The sequence below is a fragment of the Amycolatopsis rubida genome (genome assembly GCF_900115345.1).
Classification (GTDB): Bacteria; Actinomycetota; Actinomycetes; order Mycobacteriales; family Pseudonocardiaceae; genus Amycolatopsis; species Amycolatopsis rubida.
The window spans coordinates 98,406-119,861 of the sequence record NZ_FOWC01000002.1 but is presented as its reverse complement, the minus strand read 5'-3'; the positions used below and the strand labels follow the sequence as shown (position 1 = coordinate 119,861).

Annotated in this window: 20 protein-coding genes; 16 read left to right on the top strand and 4 right to left on the bottom strand. The window is 67.9% G+C overall.

The features are described 5' to 3' along the window. Positions 1–6: 6 nt before the first annotated feature. From BM362_RS09490 to BM362_RS09460, 7 genes are read left to right on the top strand one after another with little or no spacing between them, the layout of a single operon-like run. Entirely contained in the window at positions 7–1,008 is a 1,002-nt protein-coding gene (locus tag BM362_RS09490; RefSeq protein WP_093572863.1) for an amidohydrolase family protein, read from the top strand. 12 nt (positions 1,009–1,020) lie between these two features. Further along, positions 1,021–2,037 carry a DODA-type extradiol aromatic ring-opening family dioxygenase gene (locus BM362_RS09485; RefSeq protein WP_093572862.1) on the top strand — a complete coding sequence of 339 codons (1,017 nt, stop codon included), beginning with the start codon at positions 1,021–1,023 and terminating at the stop codon, positions 2,035–2,037. Between the two features lie 2 nt (positions 2,038–2,039). Then, complete coding sequence (locus tag BM362_RS09480; RefSeq protein ID WP_093572861.1) at positions 2,040–2,708, top strand: RraA family protein; 669 nt, start codon at positions 2,040–2,042, stop codon at positions 2,706–2,708. Further along, positions 2,708–3,355 carry an RraA family protein gene (locus BM362_RS09475; protein WP_093572860.1) on the top strand — a complete coding sequence of 216 codons (648 nt, stop codon included), beginning with the start codon at positions 2,708–2,710 and terminating at the stop codon, positions 3,353–3,355. Before BM362_RS09480 ends, BM362_RS09475 begins: the two co-directional genes overlap by 1 nt. Further along, positions 3,352–3,990, top strand: coding sequence for a 4-carboxy-4-hydroxy-2-oxoadipate aldolase/oxaloacetate decarboxylase (locus tag BM362_RS09470; RefSeq protein ID WP_067580801.1), 639 nt, complete (start codon positions 3,352–3,354; stop codon positions 3,988–3,990). The genes BM362_RS09475 and BM362_RS09470 overlap by 4 nt, the downstream gene beginning before the upstream one ends. Positions 3,991–3,995: 5 nt before the next feature. After that, positions 3,996–4,958 carry a flavin reductase gene (locus tag BM362_RS09465; RefSeq protein ID WP_093572859.1) on the top strand — a complete coding sequence of 321 codons (963 nt, stop codon included), beginning with the start codon at positions 3,996–3,998 and terminating at the stop codon, positions 4,956–4,958. Positions 4,959–4,969: 11 nt separating this feature from the next. Beyond that, positions 4,970–6,580 (top strand): FAD-dependent monooxygenase, encoded by a 1,611-nt coding sequence (locus tag BM362_RS09460; RefSeq protein ID WP_067581271.1) that lies wholly within the window; start codon positions 4,970–4,972, stop codon positions 6,578–6,580. Positions 6,581–6,641: 61 nt separating this feature from the next. Here the strand turns inward: BM362_RS09460 and BM362_RS09455 are convergent, their stop codons facing one another. Together BM362_RS09455 and BM362_RS09450 are read right to left on the bottom strand one after the other, a co-directional pair. Continuing rightward, positions 6,642–8,018 carry an aldehyde dehydrogenase family protein gene (locus BM362_RS09455; RefSeq protein WP_067580806.1) on the bottom strand — a complete coding sequence of 459 codons (1,377 nt, stop codon included), beginning with the start codon at positions 8,016–8,018 and terminating at the stop codon, positions 6,642–6,644. Between the two features lie 66 nt (positions 8,019–8,084). Further along, complete coding sequence (locus BM362_RS09450) at positions 8,085–9,236, bottom strand: PucR family transcriptional regulator (protein WP_198545303.1); 1,152 nt, start codon at positions 9,234–9,236, stop codon at positions 8,085–8,087. Positions 9,237–9,250: 14 nt separating this feature from the next. Here BM362_RS09450 and BM362_RS09445 point away from each other — a divergent pair, with 14 nt between their 5' ends. Then, entirely contained in the window at positions 9,251–10,921 is a 1,671-nt protein-coding gene (locus BM362_RS09445; RefSeq protein ID WP_244287095.1) for a thiamine pyrophosphate-binding protein, read from the top strand. Positions 10,922–11,084: 163 nt separating this feature from the next. Here the strand turns inward: BM362_RS09445 and BM362_RS09440 are convergent, their stop codons facing one another. Then, a complete protein-coding gene (locus BM362_RS09440) occupies positions 11,085–12,281 on the bottom strand; it encodes a M20 metallopeptidase family protein (protein ID WP_067580814.1) in 1,197 nt (398 codons plus the stop codon). Positions 12,282–12,447: 166 nt separating this feature from the next. Between BM362_RS09440 and BM362_RS09435 the strand changes: the two genes are divergently transcribed. From BM362_RS09435 to BM362_RS09400, 8 genes are all read left to right on the top strand, one after another. Further along, positions 12,448–13,128, top strand: a complete 681-nt coding sequence (locus tag BM362_RS09435; RefSeq protein ID WP_093572856.1) for a FadR/GntR family transcriptional regulator — start codon at positions 12,448–12,450, stop codon at positions 13,126–13,128. An 87-nt stretch (positions 13,129–13,215) separates the two neighbouring features. Further along, a complete protein-coding gene (locus BM362_RS09430; protein ID WP_093572855.1) occupies positions 13,216–14,265 on the top strand; it encodes a pyridoxal phosphate-dependent aminotransferase in 1,050 nt (349 codons plus the stop codon). A 156-nt stretch (positions 14,266–14,421) separates the two neighbouring features. Next, positions 14,422–16,182, top strand: a complete 1,761-nt coding sequence (locus tag BM362_RS09425) for an ABC transporter permease (RefSeq protein ID WP_093572854.1) — start codon at positions 14,422–14,424, stop codon at positions 16,180–16,182. Positions 16,183–16,198: 16 nt separating this feature from the next. After that, positions 16,199–17,314, top strand: coding sequence for an ABC transporter substrate-binding protein (locus tag BM362_RS09420; RefSeq protein WP_067580823.1), 1,116 nt, complete (start codon positions 16,199–16,201; stop codon positions 17,312–17,314). A gap of 38 nt (positions 17,315–17,352) precedes the next feature. Further along, positions 17,353–18,513, top strand: a complete 1,161-nt coding sequence (locus tag BM362_RS09415; protein ID WP_067580825.1) for an ABC transporter ATP-binding protein — start codon at positions 17,353–17,355, stop codon at positions 18,511–18,513. 22 nt (positions 18,514–18,535) lie between these two features. Then, positions 18,536–19,801 (top strand): amidohydrolase family protein, encoded by a 1,266-nt coding sequence (locus BM362_RS09410; protein ID WP_232791629.1) that lies wholly within the window; start codon positions 18,536–18,538, stop codon positions 19,799–19,801. Beyond that, positions 19,801–20,085: a hypothetical protein gene (locus BM362_RS09405; RefSeq protein ID WP_067580829.1), complete on the top strand. Its 285-nt coding sequence runs from the start codon at positions 19,801–19,803 to the stop codon at positions 20,083–20,085. The genes BM362_RS09410 and BM362_RS09405 overlap by 1 nt, the downstream gene beginning before the upstream one ends. Next, a complete protein-coding gene (locus tag BM362_RS09400; protein WP_093572852.1) occupies positions 20,082–20,459 on the top strand; it encodes a Rieske (2Fe-2S) protein in 378 nt (125 codons plus the stop codon). The genes BM362_RS09405 and BM362_RS09400 overlap by 4 nt, the downstream gene beginning before the upstream one ends. Positions 20,460–20,842: 383 nt before the next feature. Here BM362_RS09400 and BM362_RS09395 read toward each other — a convergent pair whose 3' ends face one another. Beyond that, positions 20,843–21,424 carry a TetR/AcrR family transcriptional regulator gene (locus BM362_RS09395; protein WP_067580833.1) on the bottom strand — a complete coding sequence of 194 codons (582 nt, stop codon included), beginning with the start codon at positions 21,422–21,424 and terminating at the stop codon, positions 20,843–20,845. Positions 21,425–21,456 lie beyond the last annotated feature (32 nt).

Genomic DNA, 21,456 nt, shown 5'->3' with positions numbered 1-21,456 from the left:
CATCCCGTGATCATCGACGTCCACGGCCACATGTCCGCGCCGGACGCCTACTACGCCTGGAAAGCCTCGCTGCTCTCGCACCGCGGCGCGCACGGCGGCAAACCCCCGGCCATCAGCGACGACGCGCTCGCCGCCGCGTATCACCACCCGCACCCGAGCTTCGGCGACCTCTCCCATCTCGCGCACCTCGACGGCGCCGGGATCGACCTGCAGATGATCTCGCCCCGCCCGTTCCAGATGATGCACAGCGAACGGCCTGCCAAGCTGGTGCAGTGGTTCACCGAGGAAACCAACAACCTCATCCACCGCGCGACCGAGCTGTTCCCCGGCCGGTTCAAGGGCGTCGCCGGACTCCCGCAGAGCCCGGATCTGACCCCTCGGGACTGGACCGCGGAGCTGCGCCGCGCAGTGACCGAACTCGGCTTCGTCGGCGCGATGCTCAACACCGATCCGTACGAGGGCACGGAAACCCCGCTCGCGCTCGGGGACCGGTATTGGTACCCGGTGTACGAGGTGCTGTGCGAACTCGACGTGCCGGTGCTGCTGCACGCGGCCGGGTGCAAGCCGCCCGCGCGCGAGCCGTACAGCCTGCACTTCATCCAGGAAGAAACCGTCGCGGTGTGGAGCCTCGTGAACTCCAGCGTGCTGAAGGACTTCCCAGCTCTCAAGGTGATCGTCTCGCACGGTGGCGGCGCGATTCCGTACCAGGTGGGCCGTTTCCTGCCGTCGGTGGTGCGCACCGGAGTGTCCTATCTGGACAAACTGCGTCTGCTGCACTTCGACTCGTGCCTGTACACCCAGGACAGCCTGGAACTGCTGATGAAAGTCGTCGGCACCGACCGGGTGCTGTTCGGCTCGGAGAAACCGGGCACCGGCTCGCAGCTCGACCCGGAGACCGGCCGCTGGTTCGACGACATCCACCTGCTCATCGACGACATCGCCTGGCTCGGCGAAAAGGAGCGCGCCGACGTCCTTGAGAACAACGCCCGCGCGCTCTTCCAGCTCTGAGAGGGGAAGGTCATGACCGAGATCGTCGCCGGGATCGGCACCTCGCACGGACCGCAGCTGAAAGCGCCACCGCCGCACGCCTGGGACACCAGGGGGACCGCGGACCGCGCCAGCACCGGGCTGAAGTTCCGCGGCGGGACCTACAGCTACGAGGAACTGCGCGAGCTGCGGGAGGACTTCTCGAACGAGATCACTCCCGAGGTGATGGCGCGTCGCTGGGAGAGCTGCCAGCGGTCGATGGACCGGCTCGCAAGCTTCATTCGCACCCAGGACGTTGACGTCCTCGTCATCGTTTCCAGCGATCACAAGGAAACCTACGGCGACGAATGGCTCGCCCCGTTCTCGGTGTTCTGGGGCGACGAGGTCGCGCACGTGCCGTTCACCCGGGCGCAGCTCGACGCGATGGCCCCCGGCCTGGCCGAGGCCGCGACCGGCGACGTCCCGGACCGCACGATCATGCGGCCCGCGCACCGCGCGCTCGGCAAGCACATCATCCAGTCCACCCAAGCCGAGGACTTCGACACCGGAGCCACCGAGGTCGTCCCGGCCGGGCGGTACGAGAACCACACCATCCCGCACGGCTTCGGGTTCATCTACCAGCGATTCCTCGGCCAGGAGTCGATGCTGCCGATGGTGCCGATCTTCATCAACACCTTCTGGGAGCCGAATCCGCCGGGAGCCAAACGCTGCTACGAGTTCGGACGCGCGGCCGGCCGGGCGATCCGGTCCTTCCCCGGCGACCTGCGCGTCGGCGTCGTCGCTTCGGGCGGGCTCAGCCACTTCGTGATCGACGAGAAGCTGGACCAGGAGTTCCTCCAGGCGCTGCGGGACCACGACGCCGACTACCTCTCAAGCGTCCCGGCCGCCGAGATGCGGTCCGGAGCCTCGGAGCTGCGCAACTGGATCGCGGTCGCCGGGATCGCCGAGGAGGCCGGTCTCGCCGTGACCAGCGTCGACTACGAGCCGTGCTACCGGACGGAAGCCGGTACCGGCAATGCGATGGGTTTCCTTGCCTGGGAACGGAAGTGAGCATGTCTCCCGAAAAGATCATCTCCGCGCTGCGCGGGCTCGACAGCTGTGCGGTTTCCGACGCACTGGACACGCTTGGCCTGCCGGGCGCGGTCACCGCGTTGAAGCCGATGTGGCCCGTCGGCACCGTCGTCGCCGGCCGCGTGCGCACGGTCACCGCCGCACCCAAAGCGACTGCCGGACCGGCGACGCACATCGCCACTCCGCTGGTCGCGATCGCCGAGCCGGACGACGTCGTGGTGATCGACAACCACGGCCGCACGGACGTCTCCTGCTGGGGTGGCCTGCTCGCTGAGGCCGCGGTCCGGCGTGGCGTGGCTGGCGTCATCGTGGACGGCGCCTGCCGCGACGTCCAGGAGAGCGAAGCGCTTAAGCTCCCGGTCTTCGCGTGCACGGCCGTTCCGGTCAGCGCGCGAGGCCGCATCGTGCAAGCAGCGATGGACGAGCGGATCCAGATCGCTGGTGTCTCAGTGGCCCCGCGAGACTTTGTGCTCGCGGACGTCAACGGCGTCGTCTTTGTCGCGGCTGGCGAGGCGGAGCGCGTTGTCGGGCTCGCGCGGCGAATCGCCGAGCGGGAAGCCCGGATGGCGGAGGCGGTCCGGTCCGGCCGTGACGTGCAGGAGGTCATGCACGATTCCCAATTCCCCGCAGTCACTGTGGAGCCGCGCTGATGTCTCTCCTTGACCGGTTCGCCGGGCTCGGCACCGCGACGGTCTCCGACGCCCTCGACAAGCTCAAGCGTCCGGGCAGCCTGCTCGGCCTCGCCCCGCTCGCGGACGGACAGCGCATGGCCGGCCGCGCGTTCACCGTGCGCTATGTCAGCGCACAGGTCCCGGCGGGCACCGTCGGCGATTTCATCGACCAGGTCGAACCGGGCCAGGTGATCGTGCTCGACAACGACGGCCGGGTCGACTGCACGGTGTGGGGCGACATCCTGACCGCCGTAGCGCACCAGCGCGGGATCTCCGGCACGGTCATCGAAGGCGTCTGCCGCGACACGCATCGCGCGCTGTCCATCGGCTATCCGATCTACAGCCGCGGTCGCTTCATGCGCACCGGCAAGGACCGGGTCGAGGTAGCCGAGGAACGCGGGCCGGTGACCATCGGCGGCGTGACGGTCCGCCACGGGGACATTCTCCTCGGCGACTCGGACGGGGTCGTGGCGATCCCGCAGGATTGCGAGGACGACGTGCTGGAGGTCGCGGAGATGATCCAGACGCGCGAAGAGGCGATCCTCACCGCCGCGCTCGGCGGCGCGACGATCGCCGAAGCCCGTGCGAAGTACGGCTACCACGATCTGCAGCGGGCGGGCGCATGACCACGTTGGCTGAAGACACCGAGGAACTGCTGACGCTCGGCACGGCAACGCTGTACGAGGCTTCCGGCCTCGACTGCTTCCTGGACCCCGCGTTCCGGCCGGCCTGGGACGGCGCGCAGATGGTCGGCCGTGCGGTGCCGGTGTCGGCGCAGATCGGCGACAACCTAGCGCTGCACCACGGCATCGAAGCCGCTGGGCCGGGTGACGTGCTCGTGGTCGACGCCGGTGGCGCGCCGTTCGGGTACTGGGGCGAGGTGATGGCGGTCGCGGCGCAGGCACGCGGTCTCACCGGACTGGTGATCGACGGCGGCGTCCGCGACACCCAGCAGCTCGCCTCGCTCGGGTTCCCGGCGTTCAGCACGGCGATCTCGATCCGCGGCACGGTCAAGAGCTGGCCGGGAACCGTCGGCCGCCCGATCACCTTGCGCGGCCGGGTGGTGCGCCGCGGCGACCTCGTCGTGGCCGACCGGGACGGGATCGTCGTGTTCCCGGCGGACGAGTACGGCCGGGTGCTGGCCGCGTCCCGGGCCCGGGCGGAGAAGGAAGCGGCCTATCTGGACCGTCTTCGTTCCGGGGAGACCACGTTGGACGTCTACGACTTCCGTCAGCTCGGCGTTCCGGACGAGGCGAGGTGAATCCCATGACCTCCGACCAGCAACGGATCGACAGCTTCCGCCGGGCCGCCGGACGGTTCGCTTCCGGGGTCACGGTGGTGACGACCGCGCTTGAGGGCCACCTTTACGGGATCACCGCGACCTCGTTCGTTTCCCTTTCGCTGAACCCGCTTCTGGTGACGGTCTCGATCAATTCGCACAGTCCGATCCTCGGCGAGATCCGCGCGAGCGGGGTCTTCGCGATCAACGTGCTCGGTCGCCATCAACAGGACGTCTCCGCGTGTTTCGCCCGACGTGGGCGCGGCCGGAGCAAGGAACGGTTCGACGAGGTCGAGACGCGCACCGAGGCCACCGGTGCGCCCGTCGTCACCGGCGCGCTGAGCTGGTTCGACTGCACCGTGCACACGATGCTCGGCGGCGGCGACCACATCATCCTCGTCGGCGAAGTCGTTTCCGCGGGCGGCGGAACCGGGCAGCCGTTGCTGTACTGGTCCGGCGAATACCGCGAACTCAACACGGCGGAAGAGGCCGAGGCGGACATCGGCCGGATCGCCGATTCGCTGTCCATCCAGCTGCATTTGCACGGGATGCGAACCGAACAGCTGCTGGAAGCGCAGCACGCGGTCGAACCCGCGGCAGCCGCGCTCGCCGCTCGTGCCGCGGCCGACGATCAGATCGCGCAACTGCGGGCGCTGGTCGAGGAATCGGAGAAACACGTCCACGACGCCAGCCGCTACAACCCGCTGTCGCTGGAATTCCACTCCCGGCTCGGCTTGCTCAGCGGGAATCCCGCCATCGCCGCGTCGGTCGGTGCTTTGAACCGTCCCCGGGAGAGCGTGTACGCCGTGCACACCAACGCCGAACGGGCGTCCCGCGCCGTCGATGCGCACCGCCGCATCCTTCAGGCCATTGAGGACCGTGACGAGGATGCTGCCCGCCGGCTGATGACCGAGCACCTTGGCGTGGTGGCGCAAGGAATGCCGTGCTGAACGGAGAAACCATGGACGCAGACGTCCTCATCGCCGGCGCGGGTCCGGTCGGGCTGGTCGCCGCTTTGGACCTGAGCAGCCGCGGCGTGCCGGTGACCGTCGTCGAGGAACGGGAGTTCCTGGAACCGCCGAACGTCAAGTGCAACCACGTCGCCTCGCGCACCATGGAAAGCTTCCGGCGGCTCGGGATCGCGGACCAGGTGCGCGCTGCCGGACTGCCGCGCGACTACCCGCAGGACGTCGCGTTCCGGACCTCGCTGACCGGACGGGAACTGTCGCGCATCCCGATCCCGGCGAGCGGAGAGCGGTACACCTCCCGCCTCGGCCCCGACACGAGCTGGGCGACGCCGGAACCGCCGCACCGGATCAACCAGACGTTCCTGGAACCGATCCTCGCCCGCAACGCCGCTGCCGCACCCGGCGTGACACTGCTCAACCGGACCAGGTTCCATTCGGTCGAGCAGGACTCGTCGTCCGTCTCGGCGGTAGTGTCCGACGGATCGGGCGAACGCACTCTGCGCGCTCGGTACTTCATCGGCGCGGACGGCGGGCGCTCGGCGGTACGCAAGCAGATCGGCGCGAAGCTCAGCGGCGATCCGGTGCTCCAGCACGTGCAGTCGACCTGCATTCGCGCGCCGGAGCTGTACTCGCTGATGTCCGCCGACGAACCGCGGGCGTGGGGCTACTACACGTTCAACGCGCGCCGCGTCGGGCATGTGTACGCGATCGACGGCACGGAAACCTTCCTCGTGCACACCTACCTTTCCTCGGCGGACGAGGCGGTCGATCGAGACGAAGCGATCCGCGCGATCCTCGGTGTGGACGAGTCGTTCGAGTACGACGTGGTGTCCAAAGAGGACTGGGTGGCCCGCCGTCTGCTCGCCGACCGGTTCCGCGACCGGCGGGTGTTCCTCGCCGGGGACGCTTCGCACCTGTGGGTGCCGTTCGCCGGATTCGGGATGAACGCGGGCATCGCGGACGTGCTCAACCTGACCTGGCTGCTCGGCGCGCATCTCGCCGGCTGGGCCGGGGAAGGGATCCTGGACGCCTACGAAGCCGAGCGACGGCCGATTACCGAACAGGTGTCGCACTTCGCGATGAACCACCAGCGGAAACTTGCGCGGCCGGGGCTTCCGGCCGAACTCGAAGACGACACCCCGGCCGGAGAGGCCGCACGTTCGTCGTTCGGCGCCGTCGTACGGGACCTGAACGAACCGCAGTTCGCCGCCGCGGGGTTGAATTACGGGTACGCGTACCACGATTCCCCGATCATCGCCTACGACGGCGAGGAAGCGCCCGGCTACACGATGGGCGCCTACACCCCGTCCACTGTGCCCGGTTGCCGAGCCCCGCATTTCACGCTGGCGGACGGATCTTCGCTGTACGACCATTTCTCGCCCGGCTATACCGCGGTTACCGCTCACGGCGTTGATCTCTCGGTGCTGGCCGGTGAGGCGGAGTGCCGGGGCATCCCGTTCGCCTCGATCGAGGCCGACGCTTTGCCCGCCGAGTACCAGCAGCCGATCACCTTGGTACGTCAAGACCAGACGGTGGTGTGGCGAGGCGCTCCACCCGCCCCGGAGTTCGCCGCCCGCCTCTGGGAACGCCTCCGCGGCGGCTGATCAAGTCCGTGAAGGGGGCTCCTTGCGGGACTCAGATTCCCGCAAGGAGCCTTCACGCACCTCAGCGGCGGATGATTTTGCTGGCGGCCATGGCTTTCAAGCCTTCGACGCCGAACTCCAGCCCGTAGCCCGACGACTTCGTCCCGCCGAAGGGGATCGCCGGGTCGACTCCGCCGTGCTGGTTGATCCAGACGGTGCCCGCCTCCATCCGCTGCGCCACCGCGTCGACCGCGTCCGCGTCCGCACCCCACACCGAAGCGCCCAGCCCCTGGTCAGTGCCGTTGGCCCGGCGCACCGCGTCGTCCACTTCGGAGTACCGGATCACCGGCAGCACCGGTCCGAACTGCTCCTCGTCGACCACCGCGGCACCGTCCTCGACGTCCGCGATGATCGTCGGCCGGTAGAACAGCGGTCCCAGTTCCGTCGCTGGCGTCCCGCCGGTGACGATGCGGGCCCCGTGCGCCCGGGCTTGCTCCACCAGCCGGGAGACGATCTCGAACTGCGCGGGATTCTGCACCGGCCCGAGCCGGTTGGCCTTGTCCTGCCCCGGTCCCATCGGCGCCTTTTCCGCGCGTTCGGCCAGCGCGGAGACGACGTCGTCGTAGATCGACTCGTGCACGTAGAGCCGTTTGAGCGCGGCGCACACCTGGCCGGTGTTCATGAAAGCCGCCCAGAACAGCTTGTCCGCGACGGCGGCCACGTCCGTGCCGGGCAGCACGATCGCCGCGTCGTTCCCGCCCAGTTCCAAGGTGAGCCGGGCGAGGTTGCCCGCCGAGCTCTCGACAATCCGGCGACCGGTCGCGGTCGAACCGGTGAACACGATCTTGGCGATCCGCGGATGCGCGGCCAGCGCGGCACCGACTTCGCGGTCTCCGGAAACCGCGGTCAGCACATCCGCGGGGAGGTGGCGGCGGAAGATCTCCGCGAGCGCGAGCACGCTCAGCGGCGTGTTCTCGGAGGGTTTCAGCACCACCGTATTACCCATGCGCAACGCCGGCGCGACGTGCCACACCGCGATCATCACCGGGAAGTTCCACGGGCCGATCGACGCGACGACGCCGAGCGGGACGTAGTGCTGCTCCGCACCGTCCGGCAGCGACTGCGGTTCGAGCACCGTGTCCGCCGCGGACCGGAGCCAGTGCGCGGCACCGTGTGCCTCACCGGCGCCACCAGCCTTGCCTTGCTCGGCAGTGATGATCTGGCCGAGTTCTTCGGCGTGCGCGTCGATGTCGTCCGCGATGACGTGCAGGATGCGCGACCGTTCAGCGTGTCCGAGCGCGGCCCAGGACGGTTGTGCTGTGGCGGCCGCGGCGATCGCGGCGTTGAGCTGGTCGACCGTGTGCACCGGTGCGTGGCCGACGACTTCCCGGGTCGCGGCGTCCAGGATCGGCCGCCCGCGGTCGTCGGCGACCGAGACGGTGGTCAGCAGTGCGTTCATGCGGGACCCTTCCGGTAAAAGTTCACATTGAATATAGTCAATTGTGAGCGGTGCGGCTAGGTGCGGCTAGCGAAGACCGGCGAGCGTCGCGACCCGCAGTCCGGTGTGGAGTTCGCGGCGGACCTTCCCGTCGGCGAGATCGACGTCGGCGACCGCGCGCACGCGATCCAGCCGGTAGTAGAGGGTGCTGCGGTGGACGTGCAGGGTCAGCGCGGTGCGTTGGGCGTCGCAACCGCAGTCGAGGTAGGTCTCCAGGGTTTGCGCGAGATCCGGGCCGGACTGCGCGTCGAGCAGCCGCCGTACGGCGTCGGGGAGATCTGCGAGAGCGAGGTCTTCGAGGGGCAGCTGCAACAGCAGCCGGTCCAATCCCAGCTCCGGCCAGCGGGCCACGCGGCCGGCGTCGCCGCCGCGCAAGGCGATCCGCGCTTCCCGCAGCGACCGGTGCACGCCGGACAGCGGCGCGTGCGCTCCGCCGGCCCCGGCGTGCAGACCGGAAAAGGCGGGCTGTGCGAGGAGGGCCGACAGTCGCTCGGTGTCGATTTCGTAGGGCACCAGCAAGACGGCTTCGCTGCCGAGCACCGCGCCGACGGCTTTCAAGGTGGGGAAGACCGGGATGCTCGACAGCGCCCGGTCCAGCACGAGCCGGAGCGTCGCCGAACTGGGCTCGGCGCGCGGCGGGGTCGCGATCGAGATGACCGTGTAGTGCGGGACGGGGGAGAGCAGGCCGCTCGTGAGCAGTTCGTCGGCGGCCCGGACGCGCTGGCCGTCGTTGCCTTCGAGCAGCGCGGCGAGCAGGCGTCGCGCGCGGTCCTCGTCCTCCCGGTTGCCCAGTGCCATCGCCGCCAGCAGCAATCCGATCTGTGCCCGGCGCTCGCGCAGTTCGTCGTCGTCCGCGTAGGCGGATTCGTCGTCCTCGGGGATTGTCGAGGAGAGGTAGCCGACGAGCCGCCCCTCGTGCCGGACCGGTGCGACGAGCCGGGACTGCCCGCCCTCGAGCGGCGGAATCCGGACCGGGTCCCGCGCCTGGCCGACCCGGTAGTCCCGGATGGACTCCCGGGCGCGCGAAGATCCTTTGTGGGACAAGATGATCGCCAGCCGGGCGTGGTCGACGTCCTGGTCGTGCACGCTGAACGCGATCACCGTGAAGTCGGCGTCGAACACGATGATCGGCCGCCCGAGCCGGTCGGCGTAGGCCTGCACCTGTCCTTCGAGAGTCATGCTCGCCTCTTCCGTTGCCAGCTGCCGGAGATTTGATCTATATTCATTATAGACATTTGACGAGAGGGATCCGCATGGCACAGATGACAGGCGGTGACGCGCTCGCCAGGGCGCTCATCAGCGAGGGCGCCGACACGGTCTTCGGCATTCCCGGGGTCCAGCTGGACGGGCTCACCGACGGCATGTACCGCAAGCGCGACGAGCTGGAACTGGTCGTCCCCCGGCACGAGCAGGCGACCAGCTACATGGCGGACGGCTACTACCGCGCGTCCGGGCGGCCGGGGGTGGCGATGGTGGTGCCGGGCCCGGGCGTGCTGAACGCTGGTGCGGGGATGGCGACGGCGTATGCCTGTTCGTCGCAGGTGATGCTGCTGGCGGGGACGATCCCGTCGCCGCTCGTCGGGGCCGGGCTCGGGGCGCTGCATGAGATTCCCCGGCAGACGGACACGGTTCAGGGGCTGACCAAGTGGTCGGCGCGGCCCAAGCGGGTCGAGGAGATCCCGGATCTGGTGCACGAGGGGTTCCGGCAGATGCGGACCGGGCGGCCTCGGCCGGTCGCGCTGGAACTGGGGCCGGATCTTCTGCACGCGGTCGCGGATCTCATGCCGGGGGAGCCGTTCGGAGTGCGGGAGCCGGAGGCTCCGGAGCGGGAGGTCGCCGACCTCGTGCGGCTGCTGGCGGCTTCTGCGCGGCCGGTGATCCATGTCGGCGGGGGGATGCGGGATCCGCGGGCGTTCAAGCTGCTGGCTCGGCTTGCCGAGCTGCTGGACGCGCCGGTGGTGATGAGCGAGAACGGGCGCGGGGCGATCGATGCCCGGGATCCGCATGCGTTGCCTGCGTTCGCTTTGTGGGAGGTGCGCGCTACTGCTGACCTCGTGGTTTCTTTTGGCAGCCGGTTTTTGACGCCGTTTGGGCAGCAGCTGAATATCGGTGACGCCCGGCTCGCGTTGGTGAATATCGATGCGGCTGACCTTCGTGCGCCGCGACGTCCGGATCTTGCGGTCAACGCTGATGCCGTGGCGGTGTTGGAGGCGGTGGTCGAGCGGCTCTCGCCCCGTACTGCCTGGGGTGCCGAGCTGGTCCGGTTGCGCGAGGACTGTGCGGCGCGGATTCGGAAGCAGGTTGGGCCGCAGATGGAGTTCGTGGACGCGATCCGGGCCGCGTTGCCCGAGGACGGGGTTTTCGTCAACGAGTTGACGCAGATCGGGTATGTGTCGACGTATGGGTTTCCTGTGCAGGCGCCGCGGTCCTACGTGTGGCCGGGGTATCAGGGGACGCTGGGGTATGCGATGCCTACTGCGCTGGGGGCCGCGGTGGGGTCGGGCGGGCGGCCGGTGGTCGCGGTGACCGGGGACGGCGGGATCGGGTGGTCTCTGCAGGAGTTCGCCACGGCCAGGAAGTACGGGATTCCGCTGGTGACGGTGTTGTTCGAGGACTCCCGGTTTGGGAACGTGTGGCGGATTCAGCGGGATACTTATGGTGGCCGGTTTATCGGGTCTGATTTGACCAATCCCGATTTCGAGTTGCTTACCCGGGCGTTTGGGTTGGACTTCGCGCTGGCGGAGGATGCCGGGGCGGTGGAGAAGCACGTGGGTGCGGCGATCGCGGCTCGGCGGCCTGCGGTGGTGAAGGTGCCGGTGGATGTGTTTCCTTCGCCTTGGCCGTTGATTCACGAGAAGCATTGAGGGGTCGGCTCGTCGCCTGGCGGCGACATTGGCCCGATCGGGGGTGGGGCACCCCGAAGCCCGAGTGTCCCGCAGGGAGACTTCGTAGCGGGGTGCGGGGGAGGGGCTGGGTGCCTCGATAGCTGCGGTTCGGTTGTTGGTCGTGAGGGCCGCCCTGAGGGAATCAGAGTTCCTCAGGGCGGCCCTCACGTACGTGGCTGAGGGCGAGTGCTGCTAGTGCTGCTGACTGGTCGGACAGCACGCTGTCGTCGAAGGTTGCGCGGGGGGAGTGGTTCATTTCCGCTGTGCCGGGGTCGATCCCTTCCGGTGTGGTGCCGAGGAAGATGAAGGCGCCGGGGACCTCGTTCAGTACAGCGGAAAAACTTTCCGACGCCATTATCGGGTGCTCCAGTGGCACAGCTCGTTCCGTGCCGAACAGGTCGCCTAGCACGGTTAGCGCGTGTGCTGCTGCCTTCGGGTCGTTTGAGGTGACTGGGTAGACCGACCGGAACTCTGTCTCTGCTCGGCAGCCGAAGGCCGACGCGATTCCGTTCGCCAGTGACGGCAGTTCGCGGGCCAGGATTTCCACGCTCTCCGCCGACAGTGCGCGGATCGTCGCGGCTAGCGTTGCCTCGTCGGGGATGGCGTTGATGATGTCGCTTGCCTGCATTTTGGTCACTGACAGCACAACTGGGTCGAATACCGGGAACCGCCGGGTGACGTAGGTGTGCAGTGCCGAGATGATCTGTGCTGCGGCGGGGACTGGGTCCACCGCCTGATGCGGTCGCGAGCCGTGGCCGCTGCGTCCTAGCACGCGCACGGTCAGGCTGCTGGCCCCGGCCATGACCGAGCCGGGGCGGGTCGTGAACACGCCGGAGCGGCCGGGCAGGACGTGGATGCCGTATGCCGCCTCGACGCCGGAAAGGATTCCCTCGTCGATCAGTCGTTGTGCGCCGCCGCCGGCTTCTTCGCCTGGTTCGAACATGAACACCACTGAGCCTGCGATCTCGTCTCGGCGGGCGCTCAAAAGCTTCGCCGCACCGACTAGTGCGGCTGTGTGCAGGTCGTGGCCGCACGCGTGCATCAACCCGGGCGTCTGAGATGCGAACGGCAGCCCGGTTTCCTCGGTGACGCGCAGCGCGTCCATGTCCGCGCGCAAGAGGACCGCGGGGCCGGGTCGTGCGCCGTGCAGTACGGCGACGATTGAGGTGAAGTCGGGTGGGCCGGGGGTCACTTCCAAGCCCAGCGGGGCCATTGCGGTCAGGACGGCCCGCTGGGTCCGGGGGAGGGCGAACCCCGCTTCGGGGTGGGCGTGGAGGGTGCGGCGGAGTGCGACCAGCTCCGGTCGAAGGGCGGCGGGGACGAGGGCGGAAACCGGCATCGGGGCTCCTTGGGCAACGGTGCGTGCCGCACTGGTGACGCATGGGTCTAATGTCTACAATCAATATAGACGATGCCGGGTGTGCGGGGTTCCGGTGCGCCTCTAATCTGTCACTACGCGTGACCCGCGTCGGCGACGTCACCGGACTGAGTACTTCGGAGGACCCTTGCCGCAGATCACGAACACCGCCGCCGCCGTCCAGGTCGCTCGCGCGCTTGAGGACGAAATCGTCTCGGAGGGCTGGAGTGCCGGGCATTTCGTCGGGCGCCGTCAGGAGCTGATGGCGCGCTTCGGGGTCGCTCCGGCGACGTTGAGCGAGGCGATCCAGTTGCTGCGCGCCCGCGGCATCGTCGATGCGAAGCCGGGCCCGGGCGGCGGGATCTTCGTCGCGACGCGCTCGCCGTTCACGCACCTGAGCGATCAGCTGCTCCAGCTGCGCGAAGGAAAGGCGACCGTGGAGAACTGCCTGCGCGTCCTGGACGCGCTCGACGGTTCGGTGCTGCACGACGCGGTCGAGAACGCGAGCGACGAGGACATCGCTGATATCTCGGGGTGTGCCGACACGTTGAAGGCGGCCTGGGATTCCGCCGAAGCGCCGACGGCGATCTGGGCGCTGCACGCGCGGATCGCGCAGGTGTCGCCGAACGAGCTTTTGCGCAGCCTGTACACGAATCTCGTCGACTACATCATCGCCGCGCGGCTCGAAGGCGTCACCGCGCCGACCACGCGGGAGCGGTTGCGGACGCACCTCGACTTCGCCGAGGCGGTCATGAAGCGCGACCACGAGCTGGCCGAGTCGGCGATTTCGCGGCATCGCCGTCCCGCGGTGGCGGCCCGGCCTTCCTGATCTCGCAAGCCGGAGAACTGATGGATGTACACGCGCTCAGAATTATGTATATTCATTACAGTTAATCGTCCGGCTTGAGGAGGATGCATGCTGCTGGAGCTCCGCAGTGTGGTCGACCGCGTGCTCGCCGCCCCCGATCGCTCGTCTCGCGGTGCGCCGCCGCCGATCCGCTTGTCCCAGAACGAAATGCCGTGGGCTCCCGCCGACGTCATCGTCGCCGCGATGACCGAAGCGGCCCGGAATGCCCATCGCTATCCCGATTACCACCGTGCCGCGGCACGTGCCGCTGTCGCCGAGGCGATGGGTCTGGACGCCGGCCGCATCGCGATCGACAACGGATCCGGCACGCTGCTGCACGCGCTCGCCCGCCTGGTCTGCGAACCCGGCGTGCACGGTGTGCGCCCGGTGCCGTCCTTCGAGGCGTATGCGGCGGCGCTTTCGCTCGCCGGCGCTGAGTCCACAGAGGTCGGTCTCGACGAGAACGGCGCGATGGATCTCGACGCGATGCTCGCCGCGGTCGGCCCGGAAACCCGCATTGTCTACCTCTGCAATCCCAACAACCCGACGGGCGGGCTGCGCGGTGTCGAGGATATCCGCGACTTCCTGAAAAGCGTCCCGGCGCGCGTGCTGGTTGTTGTCGACGAGGCGTACCGCGAGTTCGTGTCTGCCGAACCAGCGGACGCGACTGCCGGATTGCTCGACGAGTTCGAGAATCTCGTGCTGCTGCGGACACTGTCCAAAGCGCACGGTTTGGCGGGCATTCGGGTCGGTTATGCCGCTGCCGCACCGCGGATCGCGGAAGCGCTGCGCCGTACGTCCGTCGGGTTCGCGCTCAACAGCGTGGCCGAGGCGGCGGTCATCGCGGCGCTGGGCGCGGAAGGATTGGCTGTGGCGAAGGAACGAACCGCCGTCATCGTCTCCGAGCGCGCGCGGGTCGAGGCCGCGCTGACCGCGGCGAACGTCGCGTTCGTGCCGAGTCAGGCGAATTTCCTTTTCCTGCCGGGAGACGCGGCCGAGTTGTTGTCCCGGTTGGCGGCTCGCGGCGTGCTCGCGCGGCCGTTCCCGAAGGCGGGCGGGGCGCGCGTGACGATCGGGCTGCCCGAAGAAAACGACGCGGTGCTCGCCGCCCTGATCTGATCAGCGGTTTCCTCCGACACCGTGTCGGAGGAAACCGGGAGGACTTCGGAGAGCCGCTCGATGAGCCGCCGCACCCGAGTTCTTACGCTAACCGGCAGGACGGAGCGGTCCGTCCCCGCGGCGGGTAACCGATCGCTCGCAGGAAGGAACGGTGCAGTGACCGAGCGCCTATTCGAGCACGACCGGCGGGCCTCGATGCGCCGCTCGGTGACCGGCGGTGTGCTCAAAGCGACCCTGCTCGCCGGGCTCACGCTGATTTTCGTCTATCCGGTCGCGATGATCGTGCTCGGCGCCTTCCGCGACGGGCTGCCCTCGGACAACATGCCGTTCACGATGAGCGGCCTGCTCGCCGCGTTCGCGGCCCCGGAAACGTGGCACACGCTGTGGAACTCGATCGTCCTGGTCGTCGTGTGCGGCACGATCTCGGTGGCAGGCGGCGGGCTGTTCGCCTGGATCGCGGCCAACACGAACGTGCCCGGCCGCAAGCTGCTCACGCCGATCATGGTGATCAACCTGTTCGTCCCGCCGCTGTTTCACACCCTCGGCTGGATCATGCTCGGCAACGCGCAGAACGGCCTGCTCAACCAGTTCGGCCGGGAGCTGGGCGCGCACGGCCCGCTGATCAACATCCAGGGCTGGGGCGGGCTGATCCTGCTGACTTCGCTCGGCTACCTGCCGTTCGCCTACCTGCTGCTGCTCGGCGCGTTCAAGAACCGGGACCAATCGCTCGACGAGGCCGCGGCGATCAGCGGCGCGGGCACGGTGCGGACGTTCTTCACCATCACCATTCCCTCGGTCGGCCCGGCGATCACCGGCGCGGCCCTGCTGATCGCAGTGCTGGTTTTCCAGTCGTTCGACGGACCGCAGCTGATCGGCAGGCAGGCGGGCATCTACGTCTTCTCGACGCAGATCTATCACTACGTCCGGGACGAGGCGCCCGCCGAGTACACCAAGGCGTTCGCGCTGTCGCTCGTGCTGATCCTGCTGGTGCTGCTGCTGTTCCTGGCGCAGCGCTGGATGCTGCGCGGCCGCAGCTTCACCACGCTTACCGGCAAGACGTCACGGCGCGATCCGCAGGAGCTGGGCCCGATCCGGTGGGTGCTGTCCGCGCTGATCGTCGTGGTGGTGCTGCTGAACTTCCTGCTGCCGCTGTTCGCGATGGTGCTCGGCAGTCTCCAGCCGATCTTCGGGGTGATGAGCACCGGGCTGACCCTGGACAACTACGTCACGATGCTCACCGACCCGCAGTTCAGCTCGAGCCTGGCGCTCACCGCGTGGCTCGCGGTCATCGGCGGCTTCGGCTCGATCTCGATCGCGCTGCTGACGACGTACGTCACCGCGCGGCGCCGGGGATTCCTGCGCGGCTACACCTCGTTCGCCGTCTGGATTCCGTGGGCGCTGCCCGGCGTCGTGCTCGGTCTCGCCTACATGTTCGCCGTGCTCTACCTCCCGGCGTTCCGCGGGCTCTACGGTTCGGCGTTCCTGATGACGCTCGTGCTGGTCGTCGCCACGATCCCGGTGTCCAGCCGGATCGCCGAGGGCGCGCTCGCCCAGCTGTCGCCCGAACTGGAGGAAGCCGGCCGGATGTCCGGCGCGAGCGCGGGACGGGTGCTGGTGACCATCGTGCTGCGCCTGGTCATCCCGAGCTTCCTGGCCGGCTGGTTCCTCTCCGCGCTGTTCATCTCGGGCAACCTCGCCGTGCCGATGCTGCTCGCCCCGCCCGGCCTGGAACCCGTGTCGCTGACGGCGTTCCAGCAGTTCCTCACCGGCGAGATGTCCCGCGGCGCGGCGCTGTTCATGATCATCCTGCTCGCCGCGTTCGCCGTCCTCGCGCTCGCCGCGCTGTCGGTCAAGCTCGGCGGCCGGATCCTCGGCCGCGACCGTTCCGCAGGTCCGCTCTCCCGGCTCACCCCCTGACCAGAGAGGAAGAACAATGAAGTTCTCCCGCACGAAACTGCGCGCGCCGGCGCTCGCGCTCACCGCAGGCCTGCTCGCCTCGCTCGCCGCCTGCGCGTCCGCGGGCGCGACCAAATCGAGCACGCCGATCGAGGTCCCCGGTGCCTCCGCCGCGGCCAACAAGTACCTGAACGAGCTGTACGACAAGGCGTTCGCGGCCAACCACACCCAGCTCGTGCTGTACGGGCCCGGGGTGACCGCGAACCAGGCGATGAACGACGTGTTCACCAAACGCTTCCCCGGGATCAAGCTGCTCCCGCAGGACCAGGCGGACGCGCAGATCCTCACCAAGCTCGACACCGAGGCGCAGAGCGGGAACCGGATCGCGGACATCTACGTCGGCGGCGAATCCCCGCAGGCGGCGGCGAAGCCGAACATCTGCACGCCCGCGGATGTGCGCACGGCCGACCCCGGGTTCAAGGTCCCGACCGACAACGACGGCAGGCTCACCTACTTCGCGTTGCGCTACTTCGGGTTCGTCTACAACACCGACCAGGTGCAGAAGCAGGACGCGCCGAAGAACTGGCACGACCTGCTCGACCCGAAGTGGAAAGGCAAGATCGCGGTCGGCGACATGACCGTGCCCGGCGGCATCCGGTACATCCTCGAATCGCTGATGCTGCCCGAGAACGAGAAGAAATGGGGCCGCTCCTACCTGGAGCAGCTGGCCGCGCAGGACCTGCAGATCTCGCAGTCCGAGCCGATGGTGCCCACCGACGTCGCCAGCGGCCGGTTCCCGGTCGGCATCGCCGTGTACCAGGGCTACTTCGAGGCGCAGAAGCAGAAGGGCGCGCCGATCGACATGGTGTTCCCGCTGGAGGACGGCGGAAACTACATGGCGCGTTCGGCACTGTGCCTGATCAAGGACGCGCCGCATTCCGAGGCCGCGCAGCTCTACGTCAACTGGCTGTACTCGCCGGAAGGCCAGAAAGCCTTGGCGGAGAAGGACAACTCCTACGGCCGCACACCGGCCGCGCCCGGCCCGCCCGGACTGCCCTCGCTCGACAAGCTGCCGCGGCTGCCGTTCTCGAACCCCGACCCCGCGTTCAACAAGCCGTACTTCGACTTCATCACCCAGGCGTTCACGAAGTAGCACCTCGCCTCCCGGCCGAAGAGAAAGCGCAGGTCACGATGACCGAGGTCCAGGTATCCGGACTCACCAAGAAGTACGGCGCGAAGGCGGCGCTGCACGAAATGGACCTGACGATCGAGTCGGGGCAGTTCGTGACGCTGCTCGGCCCCTCGGGCTGCGGCAAGACCACGACGTTGCGCTGCCTGGCCGGGCTGGAACGGCCGAGCGCGGGCCGGATCGTCATGGGCGAGCGGGTCGTGGTCGACACCGCGCGCCGCACGTTCGTGCCCGCGGACAAACGCCAGGTCGGCATGGTGTTCCAGAGCTATGCGCTGTGGCCGCACCTGAGTGTCACCGACAACGTCGCGTATCCGCTGAAGGTCGCCCGGATGCCCGGCCGGGAGCGGGCGCAACGGGTGCGGGAAATGCTCGACGCGGTCGGTCTTTCGGATCTCGGGAAGCGCTCGGTCACCGCCTTGTCGGGCGGTCAGCAGCAGCGCGTGGCGCTTGCCCGTGCGCTGGCCGCCCGGCCGGGGATCATCTTCTACGACGAGCCGCTGTCCAATTTGGACAGCAAACTGCGGTACCAGATGGGCCAGCAGGTGCGCTCGCTGCACAACCGGTTCGAGACGACGTCGGTCTACGTGACGCACGACCAGGAGGAAGCGATCACGCTGTCCGACCGGATCATCGTGATGAGCGAGGGCGTCATCGTCCAGTCCGGGACGCCGAGCGACCTGTACGACCGCCCGAATTCGGCGTATGTCGCGGATTTCATGGGCTTCCAGAACATCCTGCCCGGGACGGTCACCGGCGTGCACGGGAAGACCGCCGACGTGCGCGTTGACGACACCTCGCTGGTCTTTTCCGGGATCGCGACCGGCGAGGTTTCCATCGGGGACCGCGCCGACATCGCGTTCCGCGCGGCGCATGCCCGGCTGTCTCCGGACGGGTCTGGTGCAGGGCGATTCCGTGGCACTGTCGAGCGCACCACTTATCTCGGCAGCGCCGTCAACCTCCTCGTCCGGGCGGACGGACTCCCGATGCGCGTGCGCACCGAAACGGCGGAGTTGTCCGCGGAATCCGTCCCGGCCGCGGGCGAGGAACACACTTTCGCGGTCAGTCCGGACCGCGCCGTCGTCATCCCGCACGAGAACGCGGTCCCCGCCGGCGACGACTACCTGACCACGATGACCGATGCCGCCGTCGCGCCCCGCTGACGCCGGACGAAGGGAAGAATCCGTGCCCGATTTCTCCAGTCCTCGTTCCGACGGGCCGCGGATCCGGGAACTCGCCGAGATCGGCGGGCGCACCGACACCCGCGACGTTCTCGCCCACGCGACCAAGCAGGCCGAGCGCGAGTACGACGACTACTTCATTGTCGATATCGACGCGCACGTCTCGGAAGACCATTTCTGGGGTGAGGTGCTGGAACTCATCGACAACGATGTGTGGCGTCAGATCGGCATGGACCAGTTCGGCAAGTTCGCGGGCAACAACGCGTTGCTGAACATCCAGCCGGGGATGTCGCAGCAGAGCGTCGGCGGGCGGATCGGGCATCAGGGTCGCAAGGAACCGCTCGACGGGGTGTCCGGGCATCCGTTCGTCGCCGCTGCCCGGCGCGGCATGGATGCGATGGGGCTGGATTACCAGGTGGTGTTCCCCAGCGCGATGTTGCTGCTGGGCATGCATCCGCAGGACGAGATCGAGGTCGTGCTCGGGCGGGCGTTCAACCGGTGGCTGACGGAAGTCGTTCTGCCGCAGGACGATCGGCTCAAGGGGATGGTGTATCTGCCCTACAACACGCCGGAGGTCTGCGAGGAGCTGGTCGAGAAGTATGCCGACGATGACGGGATCATCGGGTATACGGTGTGTTCTACGCGCAATAATCCGGTGCACTCGGATGTCTATACCCGGTTGTACAAGCTGATTGAGGACAGTGGGAAGCCGCTTGCCTTTCATTCCGGATACCACTGGGGCGATCCGTCCTTCGCTCAGCTGAACCGGTTTCTGTCGATGCACGCGTTGTCGTTTACGCATTACAACCAGATTCATGTGACCAACTGGATCATCAATGCGATGCCGGAGCGGTTTCCCCGGCTGAAGATGGTGTGGGTGGAGAGCGGGCTGGCTTGGATCCCGTTCCTCATGCAGCGGCTTGACCACGAGGTGTTGATGCGGCCCAGCGAGGCTCCCGGGTTGACTCGGTTGCCCAGCGAGTACATGAAGGATATGTGGTATACGAGTCAGCCGATGGAGCGGACGAGCATGGAGCTGCTTGAGGCGGGGATGAAGGCGTTCAACGCGGAGACTCAGTTGTTGTATTCTTCGGACTGGCCGCATTGGGATTGGGACGCGCCGTCTACTATTACCCGGCTGCCGTTTTTGTCCGAGCAGGCCAAGCGGAATATACTTGGGCTGAATGCTGCTCGGGTGTTCAACTTGCCTGCTGACCGGCGGAAGCCTGCTGCGAAGAGCGTGCTTCATGAGCGTCCTGGGGTTTCGTGATGACTTCCGAACTGAGTTCGCTGGTGTCCCGGCTGGGCGAGGTGACCGCTGAGATCGCCTCGTCGGACCGGGCCGCCGCCGTCCCCGACGAAGAAATCGCCGATCTGCTGTACGCGGCGGCTCGGTTGTTCTCCGCCAAGACAGATCGGGTGGGGAAGATTTCCTGGCCGATTCGCGAGGACGCGTTGACTGCGACCGAGACAGTGGTTCTGGTCACCGCGTTGCTGGATGCCGCGGACGTGAATCTTTTCGACATGGCGATCTGGTATCGGAGGGCCGAATGAGTGCTGTGCGGCGGGAAGTCGTTGTGGCCGGGCTGGCGGATCTTCGGGTGCGCGGGCGGATCGTGGTGGAGGTCGACGGGCTGGAGGTGGGGCTTTACTTCCATGCCGGGGAGGTGCGGGCTTGGCATAACGTGTGCCCGCATCAGGGCGGGCCGGTTTGCCAGGGGAAGATCATGCCCCGGACCGTCCAGCCGGTACGGGAGGATCGGAAGAGCGCCGGGCCCGCGTTTCATCCGGCCGATCGGAATATTGTTTGTCCTTGGCATGGGTTTGAGTTCGATGTCTTGACTGGGCGGCATCCGGCTGACGCGCGAGTCGGGTTGAGGGGGGTTCCGGTTCGGGTGGCGGGGGATGAGATTGTGGTGAGTATCTGATTTCTCCGTCCCGGGGCTCGTCGCCTGGCGGCGACGGTGCCGCGGTTCTGGTTGGGGCCACCCCGAAGCTTGAGGGTGACTACGGCGCGGAGGTGCTTGTCAAGGCGGGAAAGATGCCTTGACAAGCACCTCCGCGCCGTGTTTGTGGCTTCGTATCGGGGTGGTGGGGGTGTGGGTGTCTTGATGGGTTGGCTGCGGTTGGGTGGCTGTGTTGAGGGGTGGGCGTTGGCTGCGGTTGGTGGTGGGGTGCGCGGTTTGGCTGGGTGGTCGCGGTGGGGTTCGCGGGCGGCGGTTTAGCGGCGGATGGGACCGGGGGAGGCGAGTGAGGGGAACCGCGCGGGAATCAGGGGAGGTGAGGGTGGCCCTCACGGACCGCTCGCGGGTTAGATCGTGGTGGGGTCTACGTCGACTGCTGCGAAGAGAGTCCGAGCGCAAAGGTCCCGCAGCTCTTGTGTGCTGATCTTCGGCTCGTCCAGCCAGTCCAGGATCAGCGTCGCCACAAACGAAAGCCATCCCCGAACTGCCAGGCGCGTCGTAGCGGTCACCGGGCGCAGCAAGCCCACCGCGGACAGGATGCGTTCGGCGTTCGCTGCCATTCCGGCCTCGCAGATTTCCCGGATTTCGCGGTCCGCGTCGCCTGCGCTGCGGTGCACGATGCGGTAGCCGTCGGGATGGGTGCGGGCGAATTCCAGGTACACCTCCAGCCCGGCGCGCAGTTGCTCGGCTACCGGCAGCGCCGGGTCGGGTTCGCTCATTGCCAGCAACTGGTCGCGCTGGCCGCGCACGATCGCGGCGAAGAAGTCCTTTTTGGTGGGGAAGTAGTGGTACAGCAAACCGCGTGAGACGCCGGCGATTTCGGCTACCTCTTCGATCCACACCTCGTCGTACGGGCGGCCCGCGAACAGGCCTGCTCCGATGGTCAGCAGCTGCTCGCGGCGCTGTTCGGTGCTCAGGCGCGTCCGCATCCTCCCATCTTACTTGACACCGGTTCAGTAGC

What these genes read in the sequence shown, in the direction of transcription:
- BM362_RS09485 (WP_093572862.1), top strand. Translation starts at nt 1,021, where the DNA reads ATGACCGAGATCGTCGCCGGGATCGGCACCTCGCACGGACCGCAGCTG.
- BM362_RS09480 (WP_093572861.1), top strand. Translation starts at nt 2,040, where the DNA reads ATGTCTCCCGAAAAGATCATCTCCGCGCTGCGCGGGCTCGACAGCTGT.
- BM362_RS09475 (WP_093572860.1), top strand. Translation starts at nt 2,708, where the DNA reads ATGTCTCTCCTTGACCGGTTCGCCGGGCTCGGCACCGCGACGGTCTCC.
- BM362_RS09470 (WP_067580801.1), top strand. Translation starts at nt 3,352, where the DNA reads ATGACCACGTTGGCTGAAGACACCGAGGAACTGCTGACGCTCGGCACG.
- BM362_RS09465 (WP_093572859.1), top strand. Translation starts at nt 3,996, where the DNA reads ATGACCTCCGACCAGCAACGGATCGACAGCTTCCGCCGGGCCGCCGGA.
- BM362_RS09460 (WP_067581271.1), top strand. Translation starts at nt 4,970, where the DNA reads ATGGACGCAGACGTCCTCATCGCCGGCGCGGGTCCGGTCGGGCTGGTC.
- BM362_RS09455 (WP_067580806.1), bottom strand. Translation starts at nt 8,018, where the DNA reads ATGAACGCACTGCTGACCACCGTCTCGGTCGCCGACGACCGCGGGCGG.
- BM362_RS09450 (WP_198545303.1), bottom strand. Translation starts at nt 9,236, where the DNA reads ATGACTCTCGAAGGACAGGTGCAGGCCTACGCCGACCGGCTCGGGCGG.
- BM362_RS09440 (WP_067580814.1), bottom strand. Translation starts at nt 12,281, where the DNA reads ATGCCGGTTTCCGCCCTCGTCCCCGCCGCCCTTCGACCGGAGCTGGTC.
- BM362_RS09430 (WP_093572855.1), top strand. Translation starts at nt 13,216, where the DNA reads ATGCTGCTGGAGCTCCGCAGTGTGGTCGACCGCGTGCTCGCCGCCCCC.
- BM362_RS09420 (WP_067580823.1), top strand. Translation starts at nt 16,199, where the DNA reads ATGAAGTTCTCCCGCACGAAACTGCGCGCGCCGGCGCTCGCGCTCACC.
- BM362_RS09415 (WP_067580825.1), top strand. Translation starts at nt 17,353, where the DNA reads ATGACCGAGGTCCAGGTATCCGGACTCACCAAGAAGTACGGCGCGAAG.
- BM362_RS09405 (WP_067580829.1), top strand. Translation starts at nt 19,801, where the DNA reads ATGACTTCCGAACTGAGTTCGCTGGTGTCCCGGCTGGGCGAGGTGACC.
- BM362_RS09400 (WP_093572852.1), top strand. Translation starts at nt 20,082, where the DNA reads ATGAGTGCTGTGCGGCGGGAAGTCGTTGTGGCCGGGCTGGCGGATCTT.
- BM362_RS09395 (WP_067580833.1), bottom strand. Translation starts at nt 21,424, where the DNA reads ATGCGGACGCGCCTGAGCACCGAACAGCGCCGCGAGCAGCTGCTGACC.